21 protein-coding genes are annotated in these 24,011 nt (G+C 57.7%); 18 read left to right on the forward strand and 3 right to left on the reverse strand.

Features of this window, described 5'->3' with window-relative positions; genetic code table 11:
- The first annotated feature begins 152 nt into the window (after nucleotides 1-152).
- Complete coding sequence (locus ACA051_RS09130; RefSeq protein ID WP_497374440.1) at nucleotides 153-521, forward strand: hypothetical protein; 369 nt, start codon at nucleotides 153-155, stop codon at nucleotides 519-521.
- Nucleotides 522-645: 124 nt separating this feature from the next.
- Here the strand turns inward: ACA051_RS09130 and ACA051_RS09135 are convergent, their stop codons facing one another.
- Nucleotides 646-2,241 (reverse strand): glycoside hydrolase family 17 protein, encoded by a 1,596-nt coding sequence (locus ACA051_RS09135; protein ID WP_497309274.1) that lies wholly within the window; start codon nucleotides 2,239-2,241, stop codon nucleotides 646-648.
- Between the two features lie 299 nt (nucleotides 2,242-2,540).
- On the opposite strand from ACA051_RS09135, the gene ACA051_RS09140 reads away from it, so the two are divergent.
- The 3 genes from ACA051_RS09140 (at nucleotide 2,541) to ACA051_RS09150 (ending at nucleotide 5,628) form a co-directional block, all read left to right on the forward strand.
- Nucleotides 2,541-3,392 (forward strand): glycine betaine ABC transporter substrate-binding protein, encoded by an 852-nt coding sequence (locus ACA051_RS09140; protein ID WP_497309276.1) that lies wholly within the window; start codon nucleotides 2,541-2,543, stop codon nucleotides 3,390-3,392.
- A 269-nt stretch (nucleotides 3,393-3,661) separates the two neighbouring features.
- Nucleotides 3,662-3,973 (forward strand): DUF485 domain-containing protein, encoded by a 312-nt coding sequence (locus ACA051_RS09145; RefSeq protein ID WP_154912287.1) that lies wholly within the window; start codon nucleotides 3,662-3,664, stop codon nucleotides 3,971-3,973.
- Nucleotides 3,970-5,628, forward strand: coding sequence for a cation acetate symporter (locus ACA051_RS09150; protein ID WP_497309278.1), 1,659 nt, complete (start codon nucleotides 3,970-3,972; stop codon nucleotides 5,626-5,628). Before ACA051_RS09145 ends, ACA051_RS09150 begins: the two co-directional genes overlap by 4 nt.
- A gap of 937 nt (nucleotides 5,629-6,565) precedes the next feature.
- On the opposite strand, the gene gltA is transcribed toward ACA051_RS09150, so the two are convergent.
- Entirely contained in the window at nucleotides 6,566-7,855 is a 1,290-nt protein-coding gene (gene gltA / locus ACA051_RS09155; RefSeq protein ID WP_131062225.1) for a citrate synthase, read from the reverse strand.
- Between the two features lie 363 nt (nucleotides 7,856-8,218).
- Between gltA and sdhC the strand changes: the two genes are divergently transcribed.
- The 12 genes from sdhC to ACA051_RS09215 all read left to right on the forward strand — a co-directional run bounded on the left by sdhC (nucleotide 8,219) and on the right by ACA051_RS09215 (nucleotide 22,564).
- Nucleotides 8,219-8,593: a succinate dehydrogenase, cytochrome b556 subunit gene (gene sdhC, locus ACA051_RS09160; protein ID WP_010456855.1), complete on the forward strand. Its 375-nt coding sequence runs from the start codon at nucleotides 8,219-8,221 to the stop codon at nucleotides 8,591-8,593.
- The gene (sdhD, locus tag ACA051_RS09165) at nucleotides 8,587-8,955 is read left to right on the forward strand and encodes a succinate dehydrogenase, hydrophobic membrane anchor protein (RefSeq protein WP_007945134.1); all 369 of its coding nucleotides are present in this window, start codon (nucleotides 8,587-8,589) and stop codon (nucleotides 8,953-8,955) included. The genes sdhC and sdhD overlap by 7 nt, the downstream gene beginning before the upstream one ends.
- Nucleotides 8,956-8,958: 3 nt before the next feature.
- A complete protein-coding gene (sdhA, locus tag ACA051_RS09170) occupies nucleotides 8,959-10,734 on the forward strand; it encodes a succinate dehydrogenase flavoprotein subunit (protein ID WP_497309280.1) in 1,776 nt (591 codons plus the stop codon).
- A gap of 11 nt (nucleotides 10,735-10,745) precedes the next feature.
- Nucleotides 10,746-11,450, forward strand: a complete 705-nt coding sequence (locus ACA051_RS09175; RefSeq protein ID WP_497298066.1) for a succinate dehydrogenase iron-sulfur subunit — start codon at nucleotides 10,746-10,748, stop codon at nucleotides 11,448-11,450.
- A 260-nt stretch (nucleotides 11,451-11,710) separates the two neighbouring features.
- Complete coding sequence (locus ACA051_RS09180; RefSeq protein WP_497309282.1) at nucleotides 11,711-14,542, forward strand: 2-oxoglutarate dehydrogenase E1 component; 2,832 nt, start codon at nucleotides 11,711-11,713, stop codon at nucleotides 14,540-14,542.
- A 42-nt stretch (nucleotides 14,543-14,584) separates the two neighbouring features.
- Nucleotides 14,585-15,805 carry a 2-oxoglutarate dehydrogenase complex dihydrolipoyllysine-residue succinyltransferase gene (odhB, locus tag ACA051_RS09185; RefSeq protein WP_010456848.1) on the forward strand — a complete coding sequence of 407 codons (1,221 nt, stop codon included), beginning with the start codon at nucleotides 14,585-14,587 and terminating at the stop codon, nucleotides 15,803-15,805.
- Between the two features lie 109 nt (nucleotides 15,806-15,914).
- On the forward strand, nucleotides 15,915-17,351 hold the full coding sequence (gene lpdA, locus ACA051_RS09190; protein WP_403099562.1) for a dihydrolipoyl dehydrogenase: 1,437 nt from the start codon (nucleotides 15,915-15,917) through the stop codon (nucleotides 17,349-17,351).
- Nucleotides 17,352-17,547: 196 nt separating this feature from the next.
- Nucleotides 17,548-18,714 (forward strand): ADP-forming succinate--CoA ligase subunit beta, encoded by a 1,167-nt coding sequence (sucC, locus tag ACA051_RS09195; protein ID WP_008148602.1) that lies wholly within the window; start codon nucleotides 17,548-17,550, stop codon nucleotides 18,712-18,714.
- A complete protein-coding gene (sucD, locus tag ACA051_RS09200; RefSeq protein WP_008148605.1) occupies nucleotides 18,714-19,595 on the forward strand; it encodes a succinate--CoA ligase subunit alpha in 882 nt (293 codons plus the stop codon). Before sucC ends, sucD begins: the two co-directional genes overlap by 1 nt.
- Before the next feature lie 338 nt (nucleotides 19,596-19,933).
- The gene (gene brnQ / locus ACA051_RS09205) at nucleotides 19,934-21,247 is read left to right on the forward strand and encodes a branched-chain amino acid transport system II carrier protein (RefSeq protein WP_497374442.1); all 1,314 of its coding nucleotides are present in this window, start codon (nucleotides 19,934-19,936) and stop codon (nucleotides 21,245-21,247) included.
- 178 nt (nucleotides 21,248-21,425) lie between these two features.
- Nucleotides 21,426-22,163, forward strand: a complete 738-nt coding sequence (locus ACA051_RS09210; protein WP_497309288.1) for a DUF599 domain-containing protein — start codon at nucleotides 21,426-21,428, stop codon at nucleotides 22,161-22,163.
- Nucleotides 22,163-22,564, forward strand: coding sequence for an MAPEG family protein (locus ACA051_RS09215; RefSeq protein WP_497374444.1), 402 nt, complete (start codon nucleotides 22,163-22,165; stop codon nucleotides 22,562-22,564). The genes ACA051_RS09210 and ACA051_RS09215 overlap by 1 nt, the downstream gene beginning before the upstream one ends.
- Nucleotides 22,565-22,631: 67 nt before the next feature.
- Here the strand turns inward: ACA051_RS09215 and ACA051_RS09220 are convergent, their stop codons facing one another.
- Entirely contained in the window at nucleotides 22,632-22,865 is a 234-nt protein-coding gene (locus ACA051_RS09220; RefSeq protein ID WP_109635983.1) for a hypothetical protein, read from the reverse strand.
- A gap of 157 nt (nucleotides 22,866-23,022) precedes the next feature.
- Between ACA051_RS09220 and ACA051_RS09225 the strand changes: the two genes are divergently transcribed.
- Both ACA051_RS09225 and ACA051_RS09230 read left to right on the forward strand, forming a co-directional pair.
- Nucleotides 23,023-23,499, forward strand: coding sequence for a PaaI family thioesterase (locus ACA051_RS09225; protein WP_497309291.1), 477 nt, complete (start codon nucleotides 23,023-23,025; stop codon nucleotides 23,497-23,499).
- The gene (locus tag ACA051_RS09230; protein ID WP_403101016.1) at nucleotides 23,496-23,948 is read left to right on the forward strand and encodes a PaaI family thioesterase; all 453 of its coding nucleotides are present in this window, start codon (nucleotides 23,496-23,498) and stop codon (nucleotides 23,946-23,948) included. Before ACA051_RS09225 ends, ACA051_RS09230 begins: the two co-directional genes overlap by 4 nt.
- Nucleotides 23,949-24,011 lie beyond the last annotated feature (63 nt).

Below are 24,011 nucleotides of genomic sequence, written 5' to 3' on the forward strand. Positions count from 1 at the left end.
ATGCTGCGGCACCAATCAGGGCGAATTTCGGATCAATAGTAGTTGGACGATACACTTTGCAGCTATTTGGTGAGCAATTATCTGTTGCGCGCGTTTGCTTGACGCTGTCGGGGGATTAAGCTGGCCGCCGTTTTCGTTTACTGGAGTGCTTCATGTCCCGCCGTCTGCCCGTGATTTTGTTACTCGTTTTGCTGCCGTTATGGCTCGTTGCCAGTTATGGCGCGCGTTATGGCTTCATGGAGGATGCGCAGTGGGTTGGCATCTGCGTGGACGAGGCAAGCCGTTGGGAATGCCAGGTCCGTTCGAACCTGGGCTGGATGATTCACTTCAAGGTATTGGGCTACGCTGCTTTGGGCGCCGCGATTATCGGTTTTGTCGTGCCGGGCCGGGGCGGGTGGTGGCTGGCGGTGCTGGCGCTGGTGTTCGGGTTTCCGGCGCTGGCGTTGTACAACACGACGTTGGCCGTTTTTGCGGTGGTGATTGCGGGGTTGCGTCTGGTTCGGGCGTCTCGTAGCGCCTGACAGTCCGTCTTCGCGGGCAAGCCACGCTCCCACAGGATCTTCGTCGTACACAAAATCTGTATACGCTGAAGAACCCTGTGGGAGCGTGGCTTGCCCGCGATGAGGCCGGCAGCGGCGCTGAAGATCAGGCCTTGCGAACCCGCAAACTGCGCCACAATGCGGCAACCATCAAAACACTCACAAGCGCCCAACCCCAGGCTTGCTGGTTTTGCAACCCTTCACGGAACAGCTGCGGTGCAATGCCGGCGCCGATGATGAAGGCCAGCAGGGCGATTTCACGGCGCGGCACGCTCACCGGGCGGCACAGGTAAACCAGCGCCGGCAGTATGAAGGCGACACTCGGGAAACTGCGATAGCGCGGATCGAACACCAGCTCCAGCATCATCACCGCCGCCGCAAACCCTGCCGCGGCGACCAGCCAGCCCGCTCGACGCTCCAGTGCACTGAATGCACGCTCGCGCCAACCGGTGCGAGCGCTCAGCGTCAATGCGGCATGCGCCAGCACCAGCAGATTCAGCCCCGTCAGCAACGCCACCCACAACCATTCACTGGCGAAGCGCGTCGTGACACGCGCCAGATCGCCCCAAGCGCCAATCGAGCAAGCCGCCAGTGCGCCGAGCAGCGGCAACACCAAGGCAGCACGAGTGGTGCGTACACGCCCGCCAAGGATCAGCGTGCCGACAAAGATCAAGCCGCCAACGGCCAGCCACTGCGACCAGTACGGCACGTTCGACACGGGACCGGCCAGCACGCCTTTGTCCTGGCGATCGGCATCGAACAGCCCCCAGTAACCACCGACCGCACCTTCGCTGGCGCGTTTCCACGGCTGGTCGAAGGCTTCGATCAGGTTGTAATGCCAGCCTTGCTGCTCGGCCATGATGACAAAACCGCGAATGAACTTGGCTTCGTTAACCCGGCTCGGCAGGGCGGTTTCGCGCTGACGGCCTTCGCTCGGCCAACCGGTTTCGCCAATCACCACGTCCTTGGGCGCGAATTTGTTGCCGAACACCTGACGCACTTCGGCCACATGCTGCAGCGCGGCGTCGATATTCGAGGGATCATCTTCCCAGTACGGCAGCAAATGGATGGTCAGGAAATCCACCGCCGGGGCGATTTCCGGGTGCTTGAGCCAAAACTCCCAGACATCGGCGTAAGTGACCGGCTGCTTGACCTGGCTTTTGACCTTATTGATCAGCTTCGCCAGCTGTGTACCCGTGACTTCCTTGCGCAGCAGGGTTTCGTTGCCGACGATCACCGAGGACACCACGTCTGCGTTGGCGTTGGCCGAGGCGATCAGCAGGTCGACTTCTTTCTCGGTGTCCACCGGGTTGCTGTTGACCCAGGCGCCGATCATCAGTTTCAGACCATGCTTGCGCGCCAGATCGGGCAACGCCTCGAGGCCAGTCATGGAATAGGTGCGGATGCACTCGAAGCTTTTGGCCAGCAGCGCGAGGTCGGCGTCCATGCGCTCGGGGCGCAACTTGAACGGCACGTCGAACGGCGACTGGTCCTTGTCGAACGGGGTATAGGAGGCGCATTGCAGCTTGTGCGTCGCGCTGGCCACGTCCGGCAGGATCACCGGTTTGCCGAGGCCGTACCAGAAGCCGCCGAGGGCAAACAGCCCCAGCAAGCAAGCGAAAAGATAAGCCGGAAAAGGAAAGCGGGATGTCGCGGGCATGGTCAGGCCGTCTGGGAGCAAAGCCGCGCATGTTACCTTCATTTGCCCCGCCCTAGGGGGCTTGCATAATTTTGACATGCAAAGTTCGGGCGGATTGGCCGGCGCATTCGAGGCGGTCGTGATTAATGGCGTTCTGATGTCGTTTCTCGATGCCTTGAGGTCGCTGACAGCACAGGTCGCGGTTGTCGTCAGGTTGATTATCGAGGCATCAGTGCTCTCTTAGAAAATCACGCTGATGTTCGAACGAGTTTGCGGTGGGCGTGATGGGGGCGCTGTGCACCATAACAATACGTTGACGCGACTCGGCACCCGTCGAGCGCAGCACTTTCGGGGAAGTAACGATGAAGATGCGACGACTTTTAGGCGCAGGTGCCGCTCTGGTGCTTGCGATTGGCTCCACATTTGCCAATGCCGAGAGCAAAACCCTGAGCATCGGTTACGTTGACGGTTGGTCCGATAGCGTCGCGACCACACATGTGGCCGCCGAAGTGATCAAGCAAAAGCTGGGTTATGACGTGAAACTGCAAGCCGTCGCCACCGGGATCATGTGGCAGGGTGTGGCCACCGGCAAACTCGACGCCATGTTGTCCGCCTGGCTGCCGGTGACTCACGGCGAATACTGGACCAAGAACAAGGATCAAGTCGTCGATTACGGTCCGAACTTCAAAGATGCAAAAATCGGCTTGATCGTGCCGGAATACGTCAAGGCCAAAACCATTGACGATCTGAAAACGGACGACAGCTTCAAAAAACGCATCGTCGGCATTGACGCCGGTTCGGGCGTGATGCTTAAAACCGAGCAGGCGATCAAGGATTACGATCTGACCGGGTATCAACTCAAGGCCAGTTCCGGCGCCGGCATGATCGCCGAGCTGACCCGTGCCGAGAAGAAAAACGAATCCATTGCCGTCACCGGTTGGGTGCCGCACTGGATGTTCGCCAAGTGGAAACTGCGCTTCCTGGACGACCCGAAAGGCGTTTATGGCGCGGCTGAAACCGTGAACAGCATTGGCAGCAAAGAACTGGCGACCAAGGCACCGGAAGTTGCCAAGTTCCTGAAGAACTTCCAGTGGGCCTCGAAAGACGAAATCGGCGAAGTCATGTTGGCGATTCAAGACGGCGCCAAGCCTGAAGCCGCGGCGAAAGATTGGGTGGCCAAACACCCTGAGCGCGTTGCAGACTGGATCAAGTGATTTGAGCTGACGGCTCTAGTCAGCCACTATCAAGGCCCCTTGGCATATTGCCAAGGGGCCTTTTGTTTTTTTGTAGGAGCCAGGCTTGCCGGCGAAAGCGATCGTGAGGACGCCTTCGCCGGCAAGCCTGGCTCCTACAAAAGTTGCGTCACACCAGAAAATGGCGATTCTGTCATGTCGTTCTAATACTAAGGTCGTCTGGAACCTGCCCCGCAGCCGCATAGAGTGGATAACGTTCCAACTTCATCTGTGCTGCGAGGATAAAAACAATGAACGACAGCATTTACCTCTCGATTCAAAACAGCCCGCGCTTCAAGGAGCTGGTTAGTAAGCGAGAAAGGTTCGCCTGGATTCTTTCGGCGATCATGCTTGGGCTTTACTCCGGATTCATCCTTTTGATTGCTTACGGGCCGCATATTCTGGGGGCGAAAATCAGCCCCGAGTCTTCGATTACCTGGGGGATACCGATTGGTGTCGGGCTGATTCTCTCGGCCTTTATCCTGACTGCAATCTATGTGCGACGCGCCAATGGCGAATTCGACGACCTGAACAATCTGATTCTCAAGGAGGCTCAGCAATGATCCGGCGTCTATTGGCTCTATTGAGCGTTGCAGCATTCGCACCGGGTGCCTGGGCGGCTGAAGCCCTGACCGGCGCGGTTCAGAAACAACCGCTGAACGTCGCCGCGATTCTGATGTTCGTGGCGTTCGTCGGCGCGACTTTGTATATCACCTACTGGGCCTCCAAGAAAAATAACTCGGCGGCCGACTACTATGCGGCCGGCGGCAAGATCACTGGTTTCCAGAATGGTCTGGCGATTGCCGGTGACTACATGTCCGCGGCGTCCTTCCTGGGTATTTCCGCCCTGGTGTTCACTTCCGGCTACGATGGCCTGATCTACTCGATCGGCTTCCTGGTGGGCTGGCCGATCATTCTGTTCCTGATCGCCGAGCGCCTGCGTAACCTGGGCAAGTACACCTTTGCCGATGTGGCGTCCTACCGCCTTGGGCAAACCCAGATTCGCTCGCTGTCCGCTTGCGGTTCGCTGGTGGTGGTGGCGTTCTACCTGATCGCGCAAATGGTCGGGGCCGGCAAGCTGATCCAGTTGCTGTTCGGTCTGGATTACCACGTGGCAGTGATCCTGGTCGGCGTCCTGATGTGCATGTACGTGCTGTTCGGCGGCATGCTGGCGACTACTTGGGTGCAGATCATCAAGGCAGTGCTGTTGCTGTCCGGTGCCTCGTTTATGGCGCTGATGGTGATGAAGCACGTCAACTTCGACTTCAACACGCTGTTCTCCGAGGCGATCAAGGTTCACGCCAAAGGCGAAGCGATCATGAGCCCGGGTGGTCTGGTGAAAGATCCGGTCTCCGCGTTCTCCCTGGGGCTGGCACTGATGTTCGGTACCGCTGGCCTGCCGCACATCCTGATGCGCTTCTTCACCGTGAGTGACGCAAAAGAAGCTCGCAAGAGCGTGCTGTATGCAACCGGCTTCATTGGCTACTTCTATATCCTGACCTTCATCATCGGCTTTGGCGCGATCCTGCTGGTCAGCACCAACCCGGCCTTTAAAGATGCGGCTGGCGCGCTGTTGGGCGGCAACAACATGGCGGCGGTGCACCTGGCCAACGCGGTGGGTGGCAGTATTTTCCTGGGATTCATTTCGGCGGTAGCGTTCGCGACCATTCTGGCAGTGGTTGCCGGTTTGACCCTGGCTGGTGCTTCGGCGGTGTCTCACGACCTGTATGCCAGCGTGATCAAGAAAGGCAAGGCCAACGAGAAGGACGAGATCCGTGTCTCGAAAATCACCACCATCGCTTTGGCGGTGCTGGCGATCGGCCTGGGCATTCTGTTCGAAAGCCAGAACATCGCGTTCATGGTGGGCCTGGCGTTCTCCATCGCGGCGAGCTGTAACTTCCCGGTGCTGCTGCTTTCCATGTACTGGAAGAAGCTGACCACACGTGGTGCGATGATTGGCGGCTGGTTGGGGCTAATCAGTGCCGTTGGTTTGATGGTGCTTGGGCCAACCATTTGGGTGCAGATCCTGCATCACGAGAAGGCTATCTTCCCGTATGAGTACCCGGCGCTGTTCTCCATGGCCATTGCGTTTATCGGGATCTGGTTCTTCTCGATCACTGACAAGTCCGCGGCTGGCGTTAATGAGCGAGCGCTGTTTTTCCCGCAGTTTGTTCGTTCGCAGACTGGTTTGGGGGCGAGTGGGGCGGTTTCTCACTAAGGCTTCGAGTTTGTCTGTGTAAGTTGCGTTAAACGAAAAATGCCCCGGTCGAGAGATCGGGGCATTTTTTTTTGTTGGGTGTTGCGCTGACCCTGTGGGAGCGGGCTTGCTCGCGAAGGCGGCCTGGTAGCCGACCTGTCTCTCTCAGGTGTACATATCCATTTCTGCGGTAACGGCTGCTGGCGGTTTCGCTCTTACAGCGAGTCCCTTTTGCAAACGCCCAAAAGGAACCAAAACGCTTCGCCCCAACGTCCGGCCCCTCGCCTGGGCTCGGCGTTCCTTCGCTCCGGCATTCATCTGGGGGCATCGCCTCCGGTCGGCTTCGCTTCGACCTCCTCTCGATGTGTGCGGCTTCGCCGCACGGCGCTACGCGCCTCCCCCCAGATAAACACCTCCACTCAGCCTCCCGAAGGGGCGGGCAGATCAAAATCAAGAGCTGCAGGCGAGCTAACGCTCGGCCTGATGAGTGGTGAAAAGCAAAAGCCGTATGCCGATTTGCTTTTTTGTGGGAGTGAGCCTGCTAGCGATGGGGTGGTTCAATCAACATTGCTTTGTCTGGCACACCGCCATCGCGAGCAGGCTCGCTCCTACAGGTGGTAGGTTTCTTTGGCTTTGGCTTTGGCTTTGGCTTTGGCTTTTGACGTTGATCTTGATCTTGATCTTGATCTTGACCTCTCGCCCCTTCGGCAGGCCGAACGCCGGGGCGAAGCCTTTTGGTTCCTTTTTGCTGGGCCGGCACTCCGGCGTTTGAAAAAGGGGCTCGCTGTAAGAGCGAAACCATAAGTCGCCGTTACCGCAGAAATGGATATGTACCCAACCAAAAAACCAGTCGGCCCTCAGGCCGCTGAGACATCTGAGACCGCACAAACAAAAACGGCCTCTATATAAATAGAGGCCGTTCCCGGTACAGCTTTAAGACGTTATCGCAAGACAGGTCTTATTTGCGGTCTTCCAGCTTGGTAATGTCACGCGACTCGTAGCCGGTGTACAGCTGGCGCGGACGGCCAATCTTGTACGGGCTGGAGAGCATTTCTTTCCAGTGGGAGATCCAGCCGACGGTCCGCGCCAAAGCGAAGATCACGGTGAACATGCTGGTTGGAATGCCGATCGCCTTGAGGATGATCCCCGAGTAGAAGTCGACGTTCGGGTACAGCGAGCGTTCGATGAAGTACGGGTCGGTCAGCGCGATCTCTTCCAGGCGCATGGCCAGTTCGAGTTGCTTGTCGTGCTTGATCCCCAGTTCCTTCAGTACTTCGTCGCAAGTCTGCTTCATGACGGTAGCGCGTGGGTCGCGGTTTTTGTAAACCCGGTGACCGAAGCCCATCAGTTTGAACGGATCGTTCTTGTCCTTGGCCTTGGCGATGTACTTGTCGATGTTCGACACATCGCCAATTTCATCCAGCATGGTCAGAACAGCTTCGTTCGCGCCGCCGTGGGCAGGGCCCCACAGTGCAGCGATGCCGGCGGCGATACAGGCGAACGGGTTGGCACCCGAAGAGCCGGCCAGGCGTACGGTGGAAGTCGATGCGTTCTGCTCGTGGTCGGCATGGAGGATGAAGATCTTGTCCATGGCCTTGGCGAGCACCGGGCTGATCGGTTTGATCTCGCACGGGGTGTTGAACATCATGTGCAGGAAGTTTTCCGCGTACGTCAGGTCGTTGCGCGGGTACATCATGGGTTGGCCCATGGAGTACTTGTAAACCATCGCTGCCAGGGTCGGCATCTTGGCAACCAGGCGGATCGCGGAAATTTCGCGATGCTGTGGGTTATTGATGTCGAGGGAGTCGTGGTAGAAGGCCGAGAGGGCGCCGACTACGCCGCACATGACGGCCATTGGGTGAGCGTCGCGACGGAAGCCGTTGAAGAAGGTCTTCAGCTGCTCGTGAACCATGGTGTGGTTCTTCACGGTGCTGACGAACTGGGCCTTCTGTTCTGCGGTCGGCAATTCGCCGTTGAGCAGCAGATAGCAGGTTTCCAGGTAGTCCGATTTTTCAGCCAGCTGTTCGATCGGGTAACCGCGGTGCAGCAGAATGCCGTTGTCGCCGTCGATATAGGTGATCTTCGACTCGCAGGAAGCTGTCGACATGAAACCAGGGTCAAAGGTGAAACGGCCCGTGGCCGTCAGGCCCCGAACATCGATAACATCGGGACCAACGGTGCCGGTTAAAATGGGCAGCTCGACGGGGGCTGCGCCCTCGATGATCAACTGCGCTTTTTTGTCAGCCATGTGGCCTCCTATTTATGCTTGAAATCATCAGACAGACCCCCCACGCAGGGCCCGCACCACTATAGTGAGATAAATTCGAATGTCAATTTGCCTAAAGTCTTGCTCCAGAAGGCTTTAACCGGACTTTTTCCTCGAAATTGACTGCCATTTACGCCTTTTATCCAACTTGTGCAATGCGCTATTAGGGGAAGGTGAACGCGTTGTCATTAGTAGCCTAACTGTCTATACTCGGCCTCCGACCGCCAGGGGCTTTTGGGCCTGCTTTATTGGGGGTCGCACTCCCTGGGTGGTGGGTACCTGACCAGTGCACTCCCCAACAACTTTGCCCTGATTGTTAGGGGCTCTTCAGTGTGAAAAAAAGCCGTGAATAGCCAACGACCTGTAAACCTAGACCTAAGGACCATCAAACTCCCAGTCACTGCTTACACGTCCATTCTTCACCGAATCTCCGGAATCATCCTCTTTGTCAGCCTGGCCATCATGCTTTATGCATTGGACAAGTCGCTCGACTCGGAAGAAGGCTTCGGTCAGGTGAAAGCGTGTCTGACCAGTCCGCTAGCCAAGCTAGTGATTTGGGGCATCCTGTCCGCCTTGCTGTATCACCTGGTTGCCGGTGTGCGCCATTTGATCATGGACATGGGCATCGGCGAGTCGCTTGAAGGCGGCAAACTGGGCTCGAAAATCGTTATCGCCGTTTCCGTGGTGGTGATCGTTCTGGCAGGAGTTTGGATATGGTAACTAACGTCACGAACCTGTCCCGTTCGGGCCTCTATGACTGGATGGCACAACGTGTGTCTGCGGTCGTTCTCGCGGCTTACTTCATTTTCCTGATCGGATACGTCGTCGCCAACCCTGGCATCGGCTACGCCCAATGGCATGAACTGTTCGCAAGCAACTGGATGCGTATTTTCAGTCTCCTGGCCCTCGTTGCCCTCGGCGCTCACGCCTGGGTCGGCATGTGGACCATCGCGACCGACTACCTGACGCCAATGGCGTTCGGCAAGTCCGCGACTGCAATACGTTTCCTCTTCCAGGCAGTATGCGGCGTTGCGATGTTCGCCTACTTCGTCTGGGGTGTGCAGATTCTTTGGGGTATCTGATTCATGTCTACTACAGTTAATACGCTTTCGTTCGACGCCATTATTATTGGCGGCGGCGGTGCTGGCATGCGCGCTGCGCTGCAACTGGCACAAGGTGGTCACAAGACTGCCGTAGTTACCAAGGTTTTCCCGACTCGTTCGCACACTGTATCCGCCCAGGGTGGCATCACCTGCGCCATCGCCTCGGCAGATCCGAACGATGACTGGCGCTGGCACATGTACGATACCGTCAAGGGTTCCGACTACATCGGTGACCAGGACGCTATCGAATACATGTGTTCCGTAGGCCCGGAAGCAGTTTTCGAACTCGAGCACATGGGCTTGCCGTTCTCCCGCACCGAACAGGGCCGCATCTATCAGCGTCCGTTCGGCGGTCAGTCGAAAGACTTCGGTAAAGGTGGGCAGGCTGCACGTACATGCGCCGCTGCCGACCGTACCGGTCACGCGCTGCTGCACACCCTGTACCAGGCCAACCTGAAGGCCGGCACCGTATTCCTCAACGAATACTACGGCGTCGATCTGGTGAAGAACGAAGACGGTGCCTTTGTCGGCATGATCGTCATCTGCATCGAAACCGGCGAAACTTCCTACGTCCGCGCTAACGCCACCGTATTGGCGACCGGCGGTGCAGGCCGTATCTACTCGTCCACCACCAATGCGCTGATCAACACCGGTGACGGCGTCGGCATGGCTCTGCGTGCTGGCGTGCCGGTACAAGACATTGAAATGTGGCAGTTCCACCCGACCGGCATCGCCGGCGCCGGTGTACTGGTTACTGAAGGTTGCCGCGGTGAAGGCGGTTACCTGATCAACAAGCACGGCGAGCGTTTTATGGAGCGTTATGCTCCGAACGCCAAAGACCTTGCAGGTCGTGACGTTGTTGCCCGTTCGATGGTTAAAGAAATCATCGCCGGCAACGGTTGCGGTCCGGATGGCGACCACGTAATGCTGAAACTCGATCACCTCGGTGAAGAAGTTCTGCACAGCCGTCTGCCAGGCATCATGGAACTGTCCAAGACCTTCGCCCACGTCGATCCAGCCGTGGCGCCGATTCCGGTCGTTCCAACCTGCCACTATATGATGGGCGGCGTTGCCACCAACATTCATGGCCAGGCAATCACCCAGGACGCCGAAGGCGTTGACCAGATCATTCCTGGTCTGTTCGCAGTGGGCGAAGTGGCTTGCGTATCGGTTCACGGTGCCAACCGTCTGGGCGGCAACTCGCTGCTCGACCTGGTGGTGTTCGGCCGTGCGGCCGGTCTGTTCCTGGAGCAGACCCTGAAAGAAGGCGTTGATTACGCCCGTCCTCGCCAGTCCGACATCGACGCAGCCCTGGCTCGTCTCGATGGCCTGAACTCGCGTACCGAAGGCGAAGACGTCGCCACTCTGCGTAAAGAACTGCAAAGCTGCATGCAGAACTACTTCGGTGTATTCCGTACCGGTGAATACATGCAGAAGGGTATTGCCCAGCTGGCTGATCTGCGTAGCCGTATCGCCAACGTCAAGATCAATGACAAGAGCCAGGCGTTCAACACCGCCCGTATCGAAGCCCTGGAGCTGCAGAACCTGCTGGAAGTGGCCGAAGCTACCGCCATCGCCGCAGAGATCCGTAAAGAGTCCCGCGGTGCGCACGCCCGTGAAGACTTCGAAGAGCGCGATGACGTTAACTGGCTGTGCCACACCCTGTATTTCCCGGGTGAGAAGCGCGTCGCCAAGCGTGCCGTGAACTTCTCGCCAAAAACAGTCCCGACCTTTGAACCAATGATTCGGACTTATTAAGGGTGGCCGCCATGTTGCAAGTCAGTGTTTATCGCTACAACCCTGATCAGGACGCCGCGCCGTTCATGCAGGAATTCCAGGTCAATACCAACGGTAAAGACTTGATGGTGCTGGACGTGCTGGCCCTGATCAAAGAGCAGGACGAGGGTTTCTCCTATCGTCGCTCTTGCCGTGAAGGTGTTTGCGGTTCCGACGGCATGAACATCAACGGCAAAAATGGTCTGGCGTGCGTCACGCCGCTGTCCGCTGTCGTAAAAGGTAACAAGCTGATCGTTCGTCCTCTGCCAGGTTTGCCGGTTATCCGTGACCTGGTCGTCGATATGAGCATCTTCTACAAGCAATACGAAAAGGTTAAGCCATTCCTGCAGAACGACACGCCGGCTCCGGCCATCGAACGTCTGCAGACCCCGGAAGAGCGTGAAAAGCTCGACGGTCTGTACGAGTGCATCCTGTGCGCTTGCTGCTCGACCTCTTGCCCGTCCTTCTGGTGGAACCCGGACAAGTTCCTGGGCCCGGCTGCTCTGCTGCAAGCGTACCGCTTCCTGGCAGACAGCCGCGACACCAAGACTGCCGAGCGTCTGGCTTCGCTGGATGACCCGTTCAGCGTATTCCGCTGCCGCGGGATCATGAACTGCGTCAACGTCTGTCCGAAAGGCCTGAACCCGACTAAGGCCATCGGTCACGTGCGTAACATGCTGCTGCAAAGCGGCGTGTGATACAGGCTGTAATCGCAGGACCGTTGTACCCGTAGATGCTACGGCGCAGGCTTCAACCGGCGCCGTAGTTTTAACCTGGGCAGCAGCCCATAAAGCTGCGGCTCTTATTTTGAAGAAATGAGACAAGCAGGGGCATCCGGGCTGGTACCCGGACTATCAGCGTGATCCTAAGTGGCTTGTTTTGGTCGCTGCATTCGGACTTCTGCAAGTTTGCTCGGTGTCTACGCCGGTGGTGTTCCCCTAACCGAGGGTGACCAAGCATGCAAGAAAGCGTGATGCAGCGCATGTGGAACAGCGCCTACCTATCCGGTAGTAACGCTGCCTATGTGGAAGAGCTCTATGAGCTCTACCTGCACGACCCTAACGCTGTGCCAGAAGAGTGGCGCACCTACTTCCAGAAGTTGCCTGCTGACGGCAACACTGCCACCGATGTATCGCACTCCACAATTCGCGATCATTTCGTCTTGCTGGCAAAGAACCAGCGCCGCGCCCAACCGGTTTCCGCCGGCAGCGTGAGCAGTGAGCACGAGAAGAAGCAAGTTGAAGTGCTGCGATTGATCCAGGCCTACCGTATGCGTGGCCACCAGGCAGCCCAGCTTGACCCGCTGGGGCTGTGGCAGCGTCCTGCACCTGCAGACCTGTCGATCAATCATTACGGCTTGACCAATGCCGATCTTGATACGACCTTCCGTGCCGGCGACCTGTTCATCGGCAAAGAGGAGGCGAGCCTACGCGAAATTCACGAAGCGTTGCAGCAGACATATTGCCGCACCATCGGCGCTGAATTTACGCATATCACCGATTCCGAGCAGCGCCAGTGGTTCCAGCAGCGTCTGGAAAGCGTGCGTGGTCGTCCGACGTACTCCGCCGACATCAAGAGCCACCTGCTCGAGCGCGTCACCGCGGGCGAAGGCCTGGAAAAATACCTGGGCACCAAATACCCGGGTACCAAGCGTTTCGGCCTGGAAGGCGGCGAGAGCCTGATTCCGATGCTCGACGAGTTGATCCAGCGTTCCGGTTCCTATGGCACCAAGGAAATCGTTATCGGCATGGCCCACCGTGGCCGTCTGAACGTGCTGGTCAACACCTTCGGCAAGAACCCGCGCGAGCTGTTCGACGAGTTCGAAGGCAAGAAGAAGGTCGAGCTGGGTTCCGGTGACGTCAAATATCACCAGGGCTTCTCGTCCAACGTAATGACCACCGGCGGTGAAGTTCACCTCGCCATGGCCTTCAACCCGTCCCACCTGGAAATCGTATCTCCAGTGGTCGAGGGTTCGGTTCGCGCCCGTCAGGATCGTCGTAACGACCCTACCGGCGAGAAGGTTCTGCCGATCTCCATCCACGGTGACGCGGCATTCGCCGGTCAGGGCGTGGTGATGGAAACCTTCCAGATGTCGCAGACCCGCGGTTTCAAGACCGGCGGCACCGTGCACATCGTGATCAACAACCAGGTTGGTTTCACCATCAGCAACCCGCTGGACTCGCGCTCCACAGAGTACGCGACCGACGTTGCGAAAATGATCCAGGCGCCGATCCTCCATGTGAATGGCGATGATCCGGAAGCCGTGTTATTCGTGACCCAGCTGGCCATCGACTACCGCATGCAGTTCAAGCGTGACGTGGTGATCGACCTGGTCTGCTACCGTCGTCGCGGCCACAACGAGGCCGACGAGCCAAGCGGCACCCAGCCGATCATGTACCAGCAGATCACCAAACAGCGCACCACCCGTGAGCTGTATGCCGATCGTCTGACCCAGGGCGGTGTACTCGACGCAGAGCGTGTTCAGGCGAAAGTCGACGAATACCGCAACGCGCTGGACAACGGCCTGCATGTTGTAAAAAGCCTGGTCAAAGAGCCGAACAAAGAGTTGTTCGTGGACTGGCGTCCGTATCTGGGCCACGCCTGGACTGCGCGTCACGACACACGCTTCGATCTGAAAACCTTGCAGGAACTGTCCGCCAAGCTGCTGGAAATCCCGGAAGGCTTCGTGGTTCAGCGCCAGGTCTCGAAAATCTACGAAGACCGTCAGAAAATGCAAGCCGGCGGCCTGCCGATCAACTGGGGTTACGCCGAAACCATGGCGTACGCGACCCTGGCGTTCGAAGGTCACCCGATTCGCATGACGGGTCAGGACATCGGTCGCGGTACGTTCTCGCACCGTCACGCTGTCTTGCACAACCAGAAAGACGCGGGGACCTACATCCCGCTGCAAAACCTGTACAAGGGCCAGCCACGTTTCGACCTGTACGATTCGTTCCTGTCCGAAGAAGCCGTGCTGGCGTTCGAATACGGTTACTCGACCACCACGCCTGAGGCGCTGGTGATCTGGGAAGCCCAGTTCGGCGACTTCGCCAACGGTGCCCAGGTGGTTATCGACCAGTTCATCACCAGTGGCGAGCACAAGTGGGGCCGTCTATGCGGTCTGACCATGCTGCTGCCGCACGGTTATGAAGGTCAGGGTCCGGAGCACTCTTCGGCGCGTCTGGAGCGTTACCTGCAGCTGTGCGCCGAGCACAACATTCAGGTAGCCGTACCGACTACGCCGGCCCAGATCTACCACTTGCTGCGTCGTCAGGTGATTCGCCCGCTGCGCAAGCCATTGATCGTTCTGACTCCGAAGTCGCTGCTGCGTCACAAACTGGCCATATCGACCCTGGAAGATCTGGCCGAAGGTTCGTTCCAGACCGTTATCCCGGAAATCGATGTTCAAGACCCGAAAAAGGTCGAGCGCATTGTTCTGTGTAGCGGCAAGGTCTACTACGACCTGCTGGAAAAACGCCGTGCCGAAGGTCGTGATGACATCGCCATCGTGCGTATCGAGCAGCTGTACCCATTCCCTGAGGACGACTTGAATGAAGTCCTGGCTCCGTACACCAACCTCAAACATATCGTTTGGTGTCAGGAAGAGCCGATGAACCAGGGTGCCTGGTACTGCAGCCAACACCACATGCGCCGCATCGTAGGTAATCACAACAAGGCACTCGTTCTCGAGTACGCCGGTCGTGATGCTTCTGCTGCACCGGCTTGTGGTTATGCATCGATGCACGCTGAGCAGCAGGAAAAACTGTTGCAAGACGCCTTTACTGTTTAACGCCTTCGCGCACCTGAAACCGAATTTAAGGACCCACAGATAATGGCTATCGAAATCAAAGCCCCCACTTTCCCGGAATCGGTTGCCGATGGCACCGTTGCCACCTGGCACAAAAAACCGGGCGACGCTGTAAAGCGTGACGACCTGATCGTCGACATCGAAACCGACAAGGTTGTGCTGGAAGTGTTGGCTACCGCTGACGGCGTGCTGGGCGCTATCGTCAAGAACGAAGGCGACACCGTTCTGTCCGACGAAGTGCTGGGCTCCATCGAAGCGGGCGGCGCTGCTGCCGCTCCAGCTGCTGCCGCTGCTCCGGCTGCTGCACAAGCTGCTGCGCCAGCCGCTGAAGGCGAAGACGATCCTGTTGCTGCACCGGCTGCTCGCAAGCTGGCTGAAGAAAACGGTATCAACATCGCTTCCGTTGCCGGCACTGGCAAAGGCGGTCGTGTGACCAAGGAAGACGTGGTTGCAGCCGTTGCTGCCAAGAAAGCCGCTCCGGCTGCCGCGCCTGCCAAGGCTGCCGCTCCGGCTGCCGCTGCTCCTGTGTTCGCCGCTGGCGACCGCATCGAGAAGCGCGTTCCGATGACCCGCGTTCGCGCTACCGTGGCCAAGCGCCTGGTAGAAGCCCAGTCGAACATGGCGATGCTGACCACGTTCAACGAAGTCGACATGACTGAAGTCATGGCCCTGCGTTCGAAGTACAAGGACTTGTTCGAGAAGTCCCACAACGGCGTGCGCCTGGGCTTCATGTCGTTCTTCGTCAAGGCTGCCACCGAAGCGCTGAAACGCTTCCCGGCCGTCAACGCGTCGATCGACGGTGCCGACATCGTTTACCACGGTTATGCCGACGTCGGTGTGGCTGTTTCCAGCGACCGCGGCCTGGTTGTACCGGTTCTGCGTAACGCCGAACTGATGAGCCTGGCTGAAATCGAAGGCGGCATCGCCACCTTCGGCAAGAAGGCTCGCGACGGTAAACTGTCGATGGACGAAATGACCGGCGGTACGTTCACCATCACCAACGGTGGTACCTTCGGTTCGATGATGTCGACTCCGATCGTCAACCCGCCGCAAGCGGCCATCTTGGGCATGCACAACATTCTGCAGCGTCCTATGGCGATCAACGGTCAGGTTGTTATCCGTCCGATGATGTACCTCGCTCTGTCCTACGATCACCGTCTGATCGATGGCAAAGAAGCTGTGACCTTCCTGGTTACCATCAAGAACCTGCTGGAAGACCCGGCTCGTTTGCTGCTGGATATCTGATTTCGTTGCACGGGTCGTTCGGTAATGGCGGCCCTCCTGTAATGACCAGCTTCGTCCCACGACAGTCCCCAAAAGGGATTGTCCGGTTTGATTCGAGAAGGAATGACACATGACTCAGAAATTCGACGTGGTAGTGATTGGCGCGGGCCCTGGCGGTTACGTGGCTGCCATTAAAGCAGCGCAACTGGGCCTCTCCACTGCCTGCATCGAGAAATACACCGACAAGGAAGGCAAACTGGCCCTCGGCGGTACTTGCCTGAACGTCGGCTGCATTCCATCCAAGGCGCTGCTGGACAGCTCCTGGAAATACAAGGAAGCCAAAGAAGGCTTCGCGATCCACGGTATCAATCACGCTGGCGTGACCATGGACGTGGCGGCAATGGTTGGCCGTAAAGCCAACATCGTCAAAGGCCTGACCTCTGGCGTAGCCACTCTGTTCAAGGCGAACGGCGTCACTTCCCTGCAAGGCCACGGCAAACTGCTGGCCGGCAAGAAAGTCGAACTGACCAAGCCAGACGGCACCGTCGAAATCATCGAAGCCGAGAACGTGATTCTGGCTTCGGGCTCGCGTCCGATCGACATTCCACCCGCTCCGGTTGACCAGAACGTGATCGTTGATTCGACCGGCGCGCTGGAATTCCAATCGGTTCCAAAACGTCTGGGCGTGATCGGTGCTGGCGTGATCGGTCTGGAACTGGGTTCGGTCTGGTCGCGTCTGGGCTCGGAAGTGGTTGTCCTGGAAGCGCTGGAGAAGTTCCTGCCAGCCGCTGACGACGCCGTTTCCAAAGAAGCCTTCAAGACCCTGACCAAACAAGGTCTGGACATCAAGCTGGGTGCTCGCGTCACCGGTTCCAAAGTGAACGGCAACGAAGTTGTCGTGAACTACACCGATGCCAACGGCGAACAGAACATCACCTTCGACAAGCTGATCGTTGCCGTTGGTCGCCGTCCAGTGACCACCGAACTGTTGGCTGCCGACAGCGGTGTGAACATCGACGAGCGCGGTTTCGTATTCGTTGACGACCAGTGCGCCACCAGCGTACCGGGCGTTTACGCAATCGGTGACGTGGTTCGCGGCATGATGCTGGCGCACAAGGCGTCCGAAGAAGGCATCATGGTGGTTGAGCGCATCAAGGGCCACAAAGCCCAAATCAACTATGACCTGATCCCGTCTGTTATTTATACTCACCCGGAAATCGCGTGGGTCGGCAAAACCGAGCAGGTCTTGAAGGCCGAAGGCGTTGAAGTTAACGTTGGCACCTTCCCGTTCGCAGCCAGTGGCCGTGCCATGGCAGCCAACGACACCGGCGGTTTCGTGAAAGTCATTGCTGATGCCAAGACTGACCGCGTATTGGGCGTCCACGTGATTGGTCCGAGCGCTGCAGAACTGGTTCAGCAGGGCGCGATCGGCATGGAATTCGGCACCAGCGCTGAAGACCTGGGCATGATGGTTTTCTCCCATCCGACCCTGTCTGAAGCCTTGCACGAAGCAGCTTTGGCTGTGAATGGCGGCGCCATCCACATCGCCAACCGCAAGAAGCGTTAAGACAATAAGAAACCACGGCGGTATGGCCCGTCGTGAGCCTTGCATGCAAGACTCACCGCGGAATATCCGCTGGACGCAGTCTTGCGTAGCTGCACCGGTTGTCCGGAAAGGCTACGCAAGCAGCAGTCACAGGTGGTGCGGCACTTGAACAAGTGCAGCACCGAATGCGCAGTACCTAACGAAGACGGTAATAAGCATGAATCTTCACGAGTATCAGGGTAAGCAGCTGTTCGCTGAGTACGGCCTGCCAGTATCCCAGGGTTTCGCTGTAGACACCCCGGAAGCAGCAGCAGAAGCTTGCGACAAAATCGGCGGCACCGAGTGGGTTGTCAAAGCCCAGGTCCACGCTGGTGGTCGCGGTAAAGCGGGCGGCGTAAAGCTGGTTCGCAGCAAAGAAGACGCCAAGGCCTTCGCACAGCAGTGGCTGGGCAAGCGTCTGGTGACTTACCAGACTGACGCCAATGGCCAGCCAGTCACCAAGATCCTGGTTGAATCGTGCACTGATATCGCTAAAGAGCTGTACCTGGGCGCTGTCGTTGACCGTTCGAGCCGTCGCATCGTGTTCATGGCTTCCACCGAAGGTGGCGTGGACATCGAGAAGATCGCTCACGACACTCCAGAAAAAATTCTGAAAGCCACTATCGATCCACTGGTTGGCGCTCAGCCATTCCAGGGTCGCGAGTTGGCATTCCAGTTGGGTCTGGAAGGCAAGCAAGTTGCTCAGTTCGCCAAGATCTTCGTAGGTCTGGCCAAGCTGTTCAAGGATCACGACCTGGCTCTGCTGGAAGTGAACCCGCTGGTGATCAAGGCTGACGGCGATCTGCATTGCCTCGACGCCAAGATCAACATCGACGCCAACGCCATGTACCGTCAGCCTAAGCTGAAGACTTTCCACGATCCGTCGCAAGACGATCCGCGCGAAGCGCACGCTGCCAAGTTCGAACTGAACTACGTAGCGCTGGAAGGCAACATCGGTTGCATGGTCAACGGTGCTGGCCTGGCCATGGGTACCATGGACATCGTCAACCTGCATGGCGGCAAACCAGCCAACTTCCTCGACGTGGGCGGCGGTGCTACCAAAGAACGCGTTACCGAAGCGTTCAAGATCATCCTGTCCGACACTAACGTCGCTGCAGTATTGGTCAACATCTTCGGCGGCATCGTTCGCTGCGACATGATTGCCGAAGGCATCATCGGCGCTGTGAAAGAAGTCGGCGTGAAAATCCCGGTTGTTGTTCGCCTTGAAGGCAACAACGCTGAGCTGGGCGCTAAAGTACTGGCAGAAAGCGGTTTGAACATCATCGCTGCTACCAGCCTGACCGACGCTGCTCAACAAGTTGTCAAAGCTGCGGAGGGCAAATAATGAGCGTCCTGATCAATAAAGACACCAAAGTTATCTGCCAGGGTATTACCGGTTCGCAAGGTAGTTTCCACACCCAGCAAGCCATCGAATACGGCACCAAGATGGTTGGCGGCGTAACTCCAGGCAAAGGCGGCACCGAGCACCTGGGTCTGCCAGTGTTCAACACCGTGAAAGACGCTGTAGCTGCCACTGGCGCCACCGCCAGCGTGATCTACGTTCCGGCTCCTTTCTGCAAAGATTCGATCCTGGAAGCTGCTTTCGGCGGCATCAAGCTGATCGTCTGCATCACTGAAGGCATTCCTACCCTGGACATGCTGGACGCTAAAGTTAAGTGCGACGAGCTGGGCGTAGTCCTGATCGGTCCTAACTGCCCAGGCGTGATCACTCCAGGCGAATGCAAGATCGGCATCATGCCAGGTCACATTCACTTGCCAGGCAAAGTCGGTATCGTTTCCCGTTCCGGCACCCTGACCTACGAAGCTGTGAAGCAAACTACTGACGCCGGTTTCGGTCAGTCGACTTGCGTCGGCATCGGTGGTGACCCGATCCCGGGTTCGAACTTCATCGACATCCTGAAGCTGTTCCAGGAAGACCCGAAGACCGAAGCGATCGTGATGATCGGCGAGATCGGCGGTTCGGCTGAAGAAGAAGCGGCTGCCTACATCAAGGCACACGTGACCAAGCCGGTTGTTTCCTACATCGCTGGTGTGACTGCCCCTGCAGGCAAGCGCATGGGCCATGCTGGCGCAATCATCTCTGGCGGCAAAGGCACTGCAGACGAGAAGTTTGCTGCCCTGGAAGACGCAGGCGTTAAAACCGTGCGTTCGCTGGCAGACATCGGCAAGGCTTTGTCCGAGCTGACCGGTTGGGCGATCAAGTAAGCCTCGCGCTTAGCTGACGCTTCACCAAACAAAGGCCACCTTCGGGTGGCCTTTGTCGTTTCCGGGATGCGTTCCCACGCAGAGCGTGGGAACGATCTGTTCTAAGGTAGGTAAATAAGATATGTAAACGCGACACGGAAATGTCGCGTATCGGATAGATCGCCCCTTAACAGTGCGTTTGTCGGGCAAATTCGTTAGGCTATCCGCCATTTTTGCGTTTGCGTCCCACAAGGAAGCGTCGCGCTAAACGGGTCAGTCCTATACGGACCGACAGCATTTCCCTCACCCTCAGGGAAATCCCTCTCTAAATTCCGATTCAGTAGTGTGGTATTTCCTTAATGAAAGTTTTGAAAGGTCAGGACATCCTGGCACTTGGTTTTATGACGTTTGCCCTGTTCGTCGGGGCTGGCAACATCATCTTCCCGCCTATCGTCGGTTTACAGTCCGGGCCTCATGTCTGGATGGCAGCGCTGGGCTTTCTGATCACCGCGGTCGGTTTGCCAGTGATCACCGTAGTTGCTCTGGCCAAGGTCGGTGGGGCGATGGATGCGTTGAGCAGCCCGATCGGCAAAATCGCCGGTGGCTTGCTGGCCGCTGCGTGCTACCTCGCTGTTGGCCCGCTGTTCGCCACGCCGCGCACCGCGACCGTATCGTTCGAAGTGGGTCTTGCGCCGCTGACCGGCGAGAGCCCGCTGGCGCTGTTCCTCTACAGTTCGGTGTACTTCCTGCTGGTGTTCTTCATTTCGCTGTATCCAGGCCGTTTGCTGGATACCGTGGGACGTTTCCTCGCGCCGCTGAAGATCATCGCCCTGGCCGCACTCGGCATCGCCGCGTTCGCGTTGCCGGCCGGCGATATTGGTGTGGCCACGCCTGAGTATGTCGCGGCGCCGTTCTCCCAAGGGTTCATCAACGGTTACCTGACCATGGATACCCTCGGCGCACTGGTGTTCGGCATCGTTATCGTCAACGCGATCCGCTCCCGTGGTGTCGAGTCCCCCGCTCTGATCACCCGTTACGCGATCATTGCCGGGCTGATTGCCGGCGTGGGCCTGGCGCTGGTGTACGTCAGCCTGTTCCGTCTCGGTTCGGGCAGCCATGAAGTGGCGGCCGGTGCAGCCAACGGCGCGGCGGTGTTGCACGCCTATGTTCAACACACCTTCGGTTCGTTGGGCAGCGGTTTCCTGGCGGTGCTGATCTCTCTGGCCTGTCTGGTGACAGCAGTCGGCCTGACCTGCGCTTGCGCTGAATACTTCAGCCGTGTGCTGCCACTGTCCTACAAGACATTGGTCATTATCCTGGCTGTGTTCTCCCTGTTTGTGTCCAACCTGGGCCTCACCAAGCTGATTGCGTTCTCGATCCCGGTGCTGACAGCGATCTACCCGCCGTGCATCGCCCTGGTAGCGCTGAGCTTCTGCAAAGACTTCTGGCATGAACAGGGCCGCATCGTCGGCCCGGTGATGTTGGTCTCGTTCATTTTCGGCATGATCGATGCGCTCAAGGGCGCAGGTCTGGCGGACTGGATGCCAACACAGCTGTCCCATCTGCCGCTGAGCGAGCAGGGCCTGGCCTGGCTGGTGCCGTCGGTGATGACCTTGGTGGTTGCGGTGGTTTGCGACCGTCTGCTGGGCAAGCGCGAGGAAGCGCTGGCTTAAGCTGCTTCATGGCCCGCCACAAGCGGGCCAATCAAGCAGAAAACAGAAATGCCCCGTATCAATCGATACGGGGCATTTTTTATGCGCGAGATGCGGTGTCTTTTTTTGTCAGCTAACGTCGAAGCACTGCAAATCCCACAGGGTTTCGGTGTACCGATCTCACATCACAAGGACCTGCATGTCGTTCATCCACGCCAACATCATCCACATCCTCGCCGCGCTCTGGTTTGTCATCTGCTGGGGCGGTTACACCCGTTATGCTTCGTGGAAAGGCCGCGACACCGCGTGCCTGGCCAGTGTGCTGCACTTGTACCGTGAAGACTGGATGCGCCGCATGCTGTTGCGCGATAACCGCATCGCCGACGCCAGCGTGATTGGCAACCTGGAGCGCAACGCCTCGTTCTTCGCTTCCAGCACGCTGATTATCCTGGCCGGCATTCTCACTGTACTCGGCGCCTCTGAGCGGGCCGTGTCGTTGCTGGCGGATATTCCGATGGTGCAACAGGCATCGCAGGGTATGTCGGAGATCAAGTTGCTCTGCTTGGCGCTGGTGTTTGTCTATGCGTTTTTCACCTTCAGTTGGTGCATGCGCCAGTACAACTTCGCCGCCATTTTGATCGGGTCGGCGCCAATGATTGGCGAACGTCACGTGTCCGAACAAGAGCGCAAAGCCTTCGCTGCGCGAGCCGCCCGGGTGATCTCCATGGCGGCAAACCAGTTCAACTTTGGCCTGCGCGCTTACTACTTCGGCATGACCATGCTGGCCTGGTTCGTCAGCCCATGGCTGTTCATGTTGATGAGTGCCGGCGTGGTGCTGGTGTTGTATCGCCGGGAGTTTCATTCCGACGTTCTCGATGTGATGGTCTATACCCCTACAGAGGCGCCATTGCCCGAAGCCAATAAAGAGGCCGCTTGATGAGTATTCCGTTCTGGTGCGTGTTCATCAGCGCCTTGCTGATCTACGTGGCCCGCATGCCAGTGGCCAAGGCCATGAAAGAGCAGGGCGGTTACAACAATCACTTGCCGCGTCAGCAACAAGCGCAACTCACAGGCTTCGGCGCCCGTGCCGTGGCAGCGCATCAAAACTGCTTCGAGGCCTTCATATTGTTTGCGGTGGGGGTGTTGATGGCGCACACCACGCAAACGGCGGGGTGGCTGATCGATTCGCTGGCAATCATCTTTGTGATTACCCGAGTCATTTATTTACTGTGCTATTGGGCTGATCTTGCCTGGCAGCGGAGTCTGGTGTGGTTCATCGGACTAGTGTGTTCGTTGCTGCTGATGATTAGTCAGACTTTTAGAACTATTTTGCTCTAGCGGGGTAAATCACAGACAAAAGAAAACCCGCACTTGGCGGGTTTTCTTTATCACGCTAAAAACTGATTTAGTTTTTAGGTGCTTCTTTTGCTGCCGCTGCATCCGATTCAGCCTGAGCTTTGGCGGCTTCGGCGTTTTCTTTCGCAGCGTCGTTCACTTTATCCTGAGCTTTGTTCATGTCTTGCTGAGCTTGCTCAGCATGTTGGTTAGCATCTTGAGCTTTGTCCTCGGATTTTTTATCGCAAGCAGCGAGACCGAGGGAAGCGGTCAACATCAAGGCAATAGCTAAAGTCTTACGCATGGGGTGTATCTCCTTATGGAAAATATCTACTGGCCTTTCGAGCACAGCCACTAGGGTTAAGTTCCTCAATTCGTTCAGATATATAAGATTATTCCCACGGGAACTTTTACGAATACGCTGAATACGATCGCCGAATATTAAGAAGAGTATTTTTCACATGACCGAAAACCCCGTTTTTGAGCGCGCGACGCGATTTCTGTCGGCGCTCAGGCATTGTCAGGTACTGGGTTTGCGCGTTCACAGCGCCAGCAGCGAAGGCCTGACAGTCATCCTGCCATACAGTCCGCAAATCGTCGGCAACCCGCAGACCGGTGTGATCCATGGCGGGGCTTTGACCTCGTTGATGGACACCGCGTGCGGCATGTCGACGCTCTGCGTCCTGCCCGAGTTTGAAGTCTGTCCGACCCTCGATTTACGCATCGACTACATGCACGCCGCCGCGCCTCACAAGGATGTCTACGGTTTCGCCCAATGCTACCGGGTGACCACCGACGTAATCTTCGCCCGAGGCTTTGCCTACCAGGACGATCCCGAGCAACCCATCGCCCATGTCGTCGGCACATTCATGCGCATGGGCAAAGCCGTCAAAGGCGCCAAGGGTTTTGGCGGTGCGATCGCCGGAGGTGCGAAATGACTGACACTTTCAAAGAACAACTTCAGCAGGCCCACGAGCAGGGAGACTACGCCTCGCTGCTGCACCTGCTCCCTTACGCCAAACTGATCGGCGTCGAGTGTTCCCGTGTCGGGGATGAGTTGCTGTTCCGCCTGCCGGCCAATAAGGACAACATTGGTAACCCTTTACTGCCGGCCATCCATGGTGGGGTGATCGCCGGGTTCATGGAGCTGTCCGCAGCGCTGCACCTGCTGATTTTCACCGGTTCGCCGGGTGTGCCGAAGATCATCGACTTCTCCCTCGACTACCTGCGAGCCGGGCAGTTTCGCGACACCTGGGCCAAATGTCAGGTCTGTCGCCAGGGCCGGCGTGTCGCAAACGTAGCGATTACCGCCTGGCAAACCACCGAAGCCGAACCGATTGCCACGGCCCGCGGTCATTTCAAAATTGAAGAGCCCTTGAAATCCTGAACTCAGCCCCAAACTCTGATGACAACCCGCCGCCGACCCTTCAGGTCGCGGCCACTGCCATCT

Source organism: Pseudomonas sp. LBUM1669, from assembly GCF_059695705.1.

Coding starts and splice junctions, on each gene's coding strand:
- lpdA (WP_403099562.1), top strand. CDS start 15,915: ATGACTCAGAAATTCGACGTGGTAGTGATTGGCGCGGGCCCTGGCGGT.
- sdhD (WP_007945134.1), top strand. CDS start 8,587: ATGGTAACTAACGTCACGAACCTGTCCCGTTCGGGCCTCTATGACTGG.
- sucC (WP_008148602.1), top strand. CDS start 17,548: ATGAATCTTCACGAGTATCAGGGTAAGCAGCTGTTCGCTGAGTACGGC.
- ACA051_RS09210 (WP_497309288.1), top strand. CDS start 21,426: ATGTCGTTCATCCACGCCAACATCATCCACATCCTCGCCGCGCTCTGG.
- sdhA (WP_497309280.1), top strand. CDS start 8,959: ATGTCTACTACAGTTAATACGCTTTCGTTCGACGCCATTATTATTGGC.
- ACA051_RS09180 (WP_497309282.1), top strand. CDS start 11,711: ATGCAAGAAAGCGTGATGCAGCGCATGTGGAACAGCGCCTACCTATCC.
- ACA051_RS09230 (WP_403101016.1), top strand. CDS start 23,496: ATGACTGACACTTTCAAAGAACAACTTCAGCAGGCCCACGAGCAGGGA.
- ACA051_RS09220 (WP_109635983.1), bottom strand. CDS start 22,865: ATGCGTAAGACTTTAGCTATTGCCTTGATGTTGACCGCTTCCCTCGGT.
- ACA051_RS09215 (WP_497374444.1), top strand. CDS start 22,163: ATGAGTATTCCGTTCTGGTGCGTGTTCATCAGCGCCTTGCTGATCTAC.
- ACA051_RS09140 (WP_497309276.1), top strand. CDS start 2,541: ATGAAGATGCGACGACTTTTAGGCGCAGGTGCCGCTCTGGTGCTTGCG.
- ACA051_RS09150 (WP_497309278.1), top strand. CDS start 3,970: ATGATCCGGCGTCTATTGGCTCTATTGAGCGTTGCAGCATTCGCACCG.
- ACA051_RS09130 (WP_497374440.1), top strand. CDS start 153: ATGTCCCGCCGTCTGCCCGTGATTTTGTTACTCGTTTTGCTGCCGTTA.
- ACA051_RS09145 (WP_154912287.1), top strand. CDS start 3,662: ATGAACGACAGCATTTACCTCTCGATTCAAAACAGCCCGCGCTTCAAG.
- brnQ (WP_497374442.1), top strand. CDS start 19,934: ATGAAAGTTTTGAAAGGTCAGGACATCCTGGCACTTGGTTTTATGACG.
- odhB (WP_010456848.1), top strand. CDS start 14,585: ATGGCTATCGAAATCAAAGCCCCCACTTTCCCGGAATCGGTTGCCGAT.
- sucD (WP_008148605.1), top strand. CDS start 18,714: ATGAGCGTCCTGATCAATAAAGACACCAAAGTTATCTGCCAGGGTATT.
- gltA (WP_131062225.1), bottom strand. CDS start 7,855: ATGGCTGACAAAAAAGCGCAGTTGATCATCGAGGGCGCAGCCCCCGTC.
- ACA051_RS09225 (WP_497309291.1), top strand. CDS start 23,023: ATGACCGAAAACCCCGTTTTTGAGCGCGCGACGCGATTTCTGTCGGCG.
- ACA051_RS09135 (WP_497309274.1), bottom strand. CDS start 2,241: ATGAAGGTAACATGCGCGGCTTTGCTCCCAGACGGCCTGACCATGCCC.
- ACA051_RS09175 (WP_497298066.1), top strand. CDS start 10,746: ATGTTGCAAGTCAGTGTTTATCGCTACAACCCTGATCAGGACGCCGCG.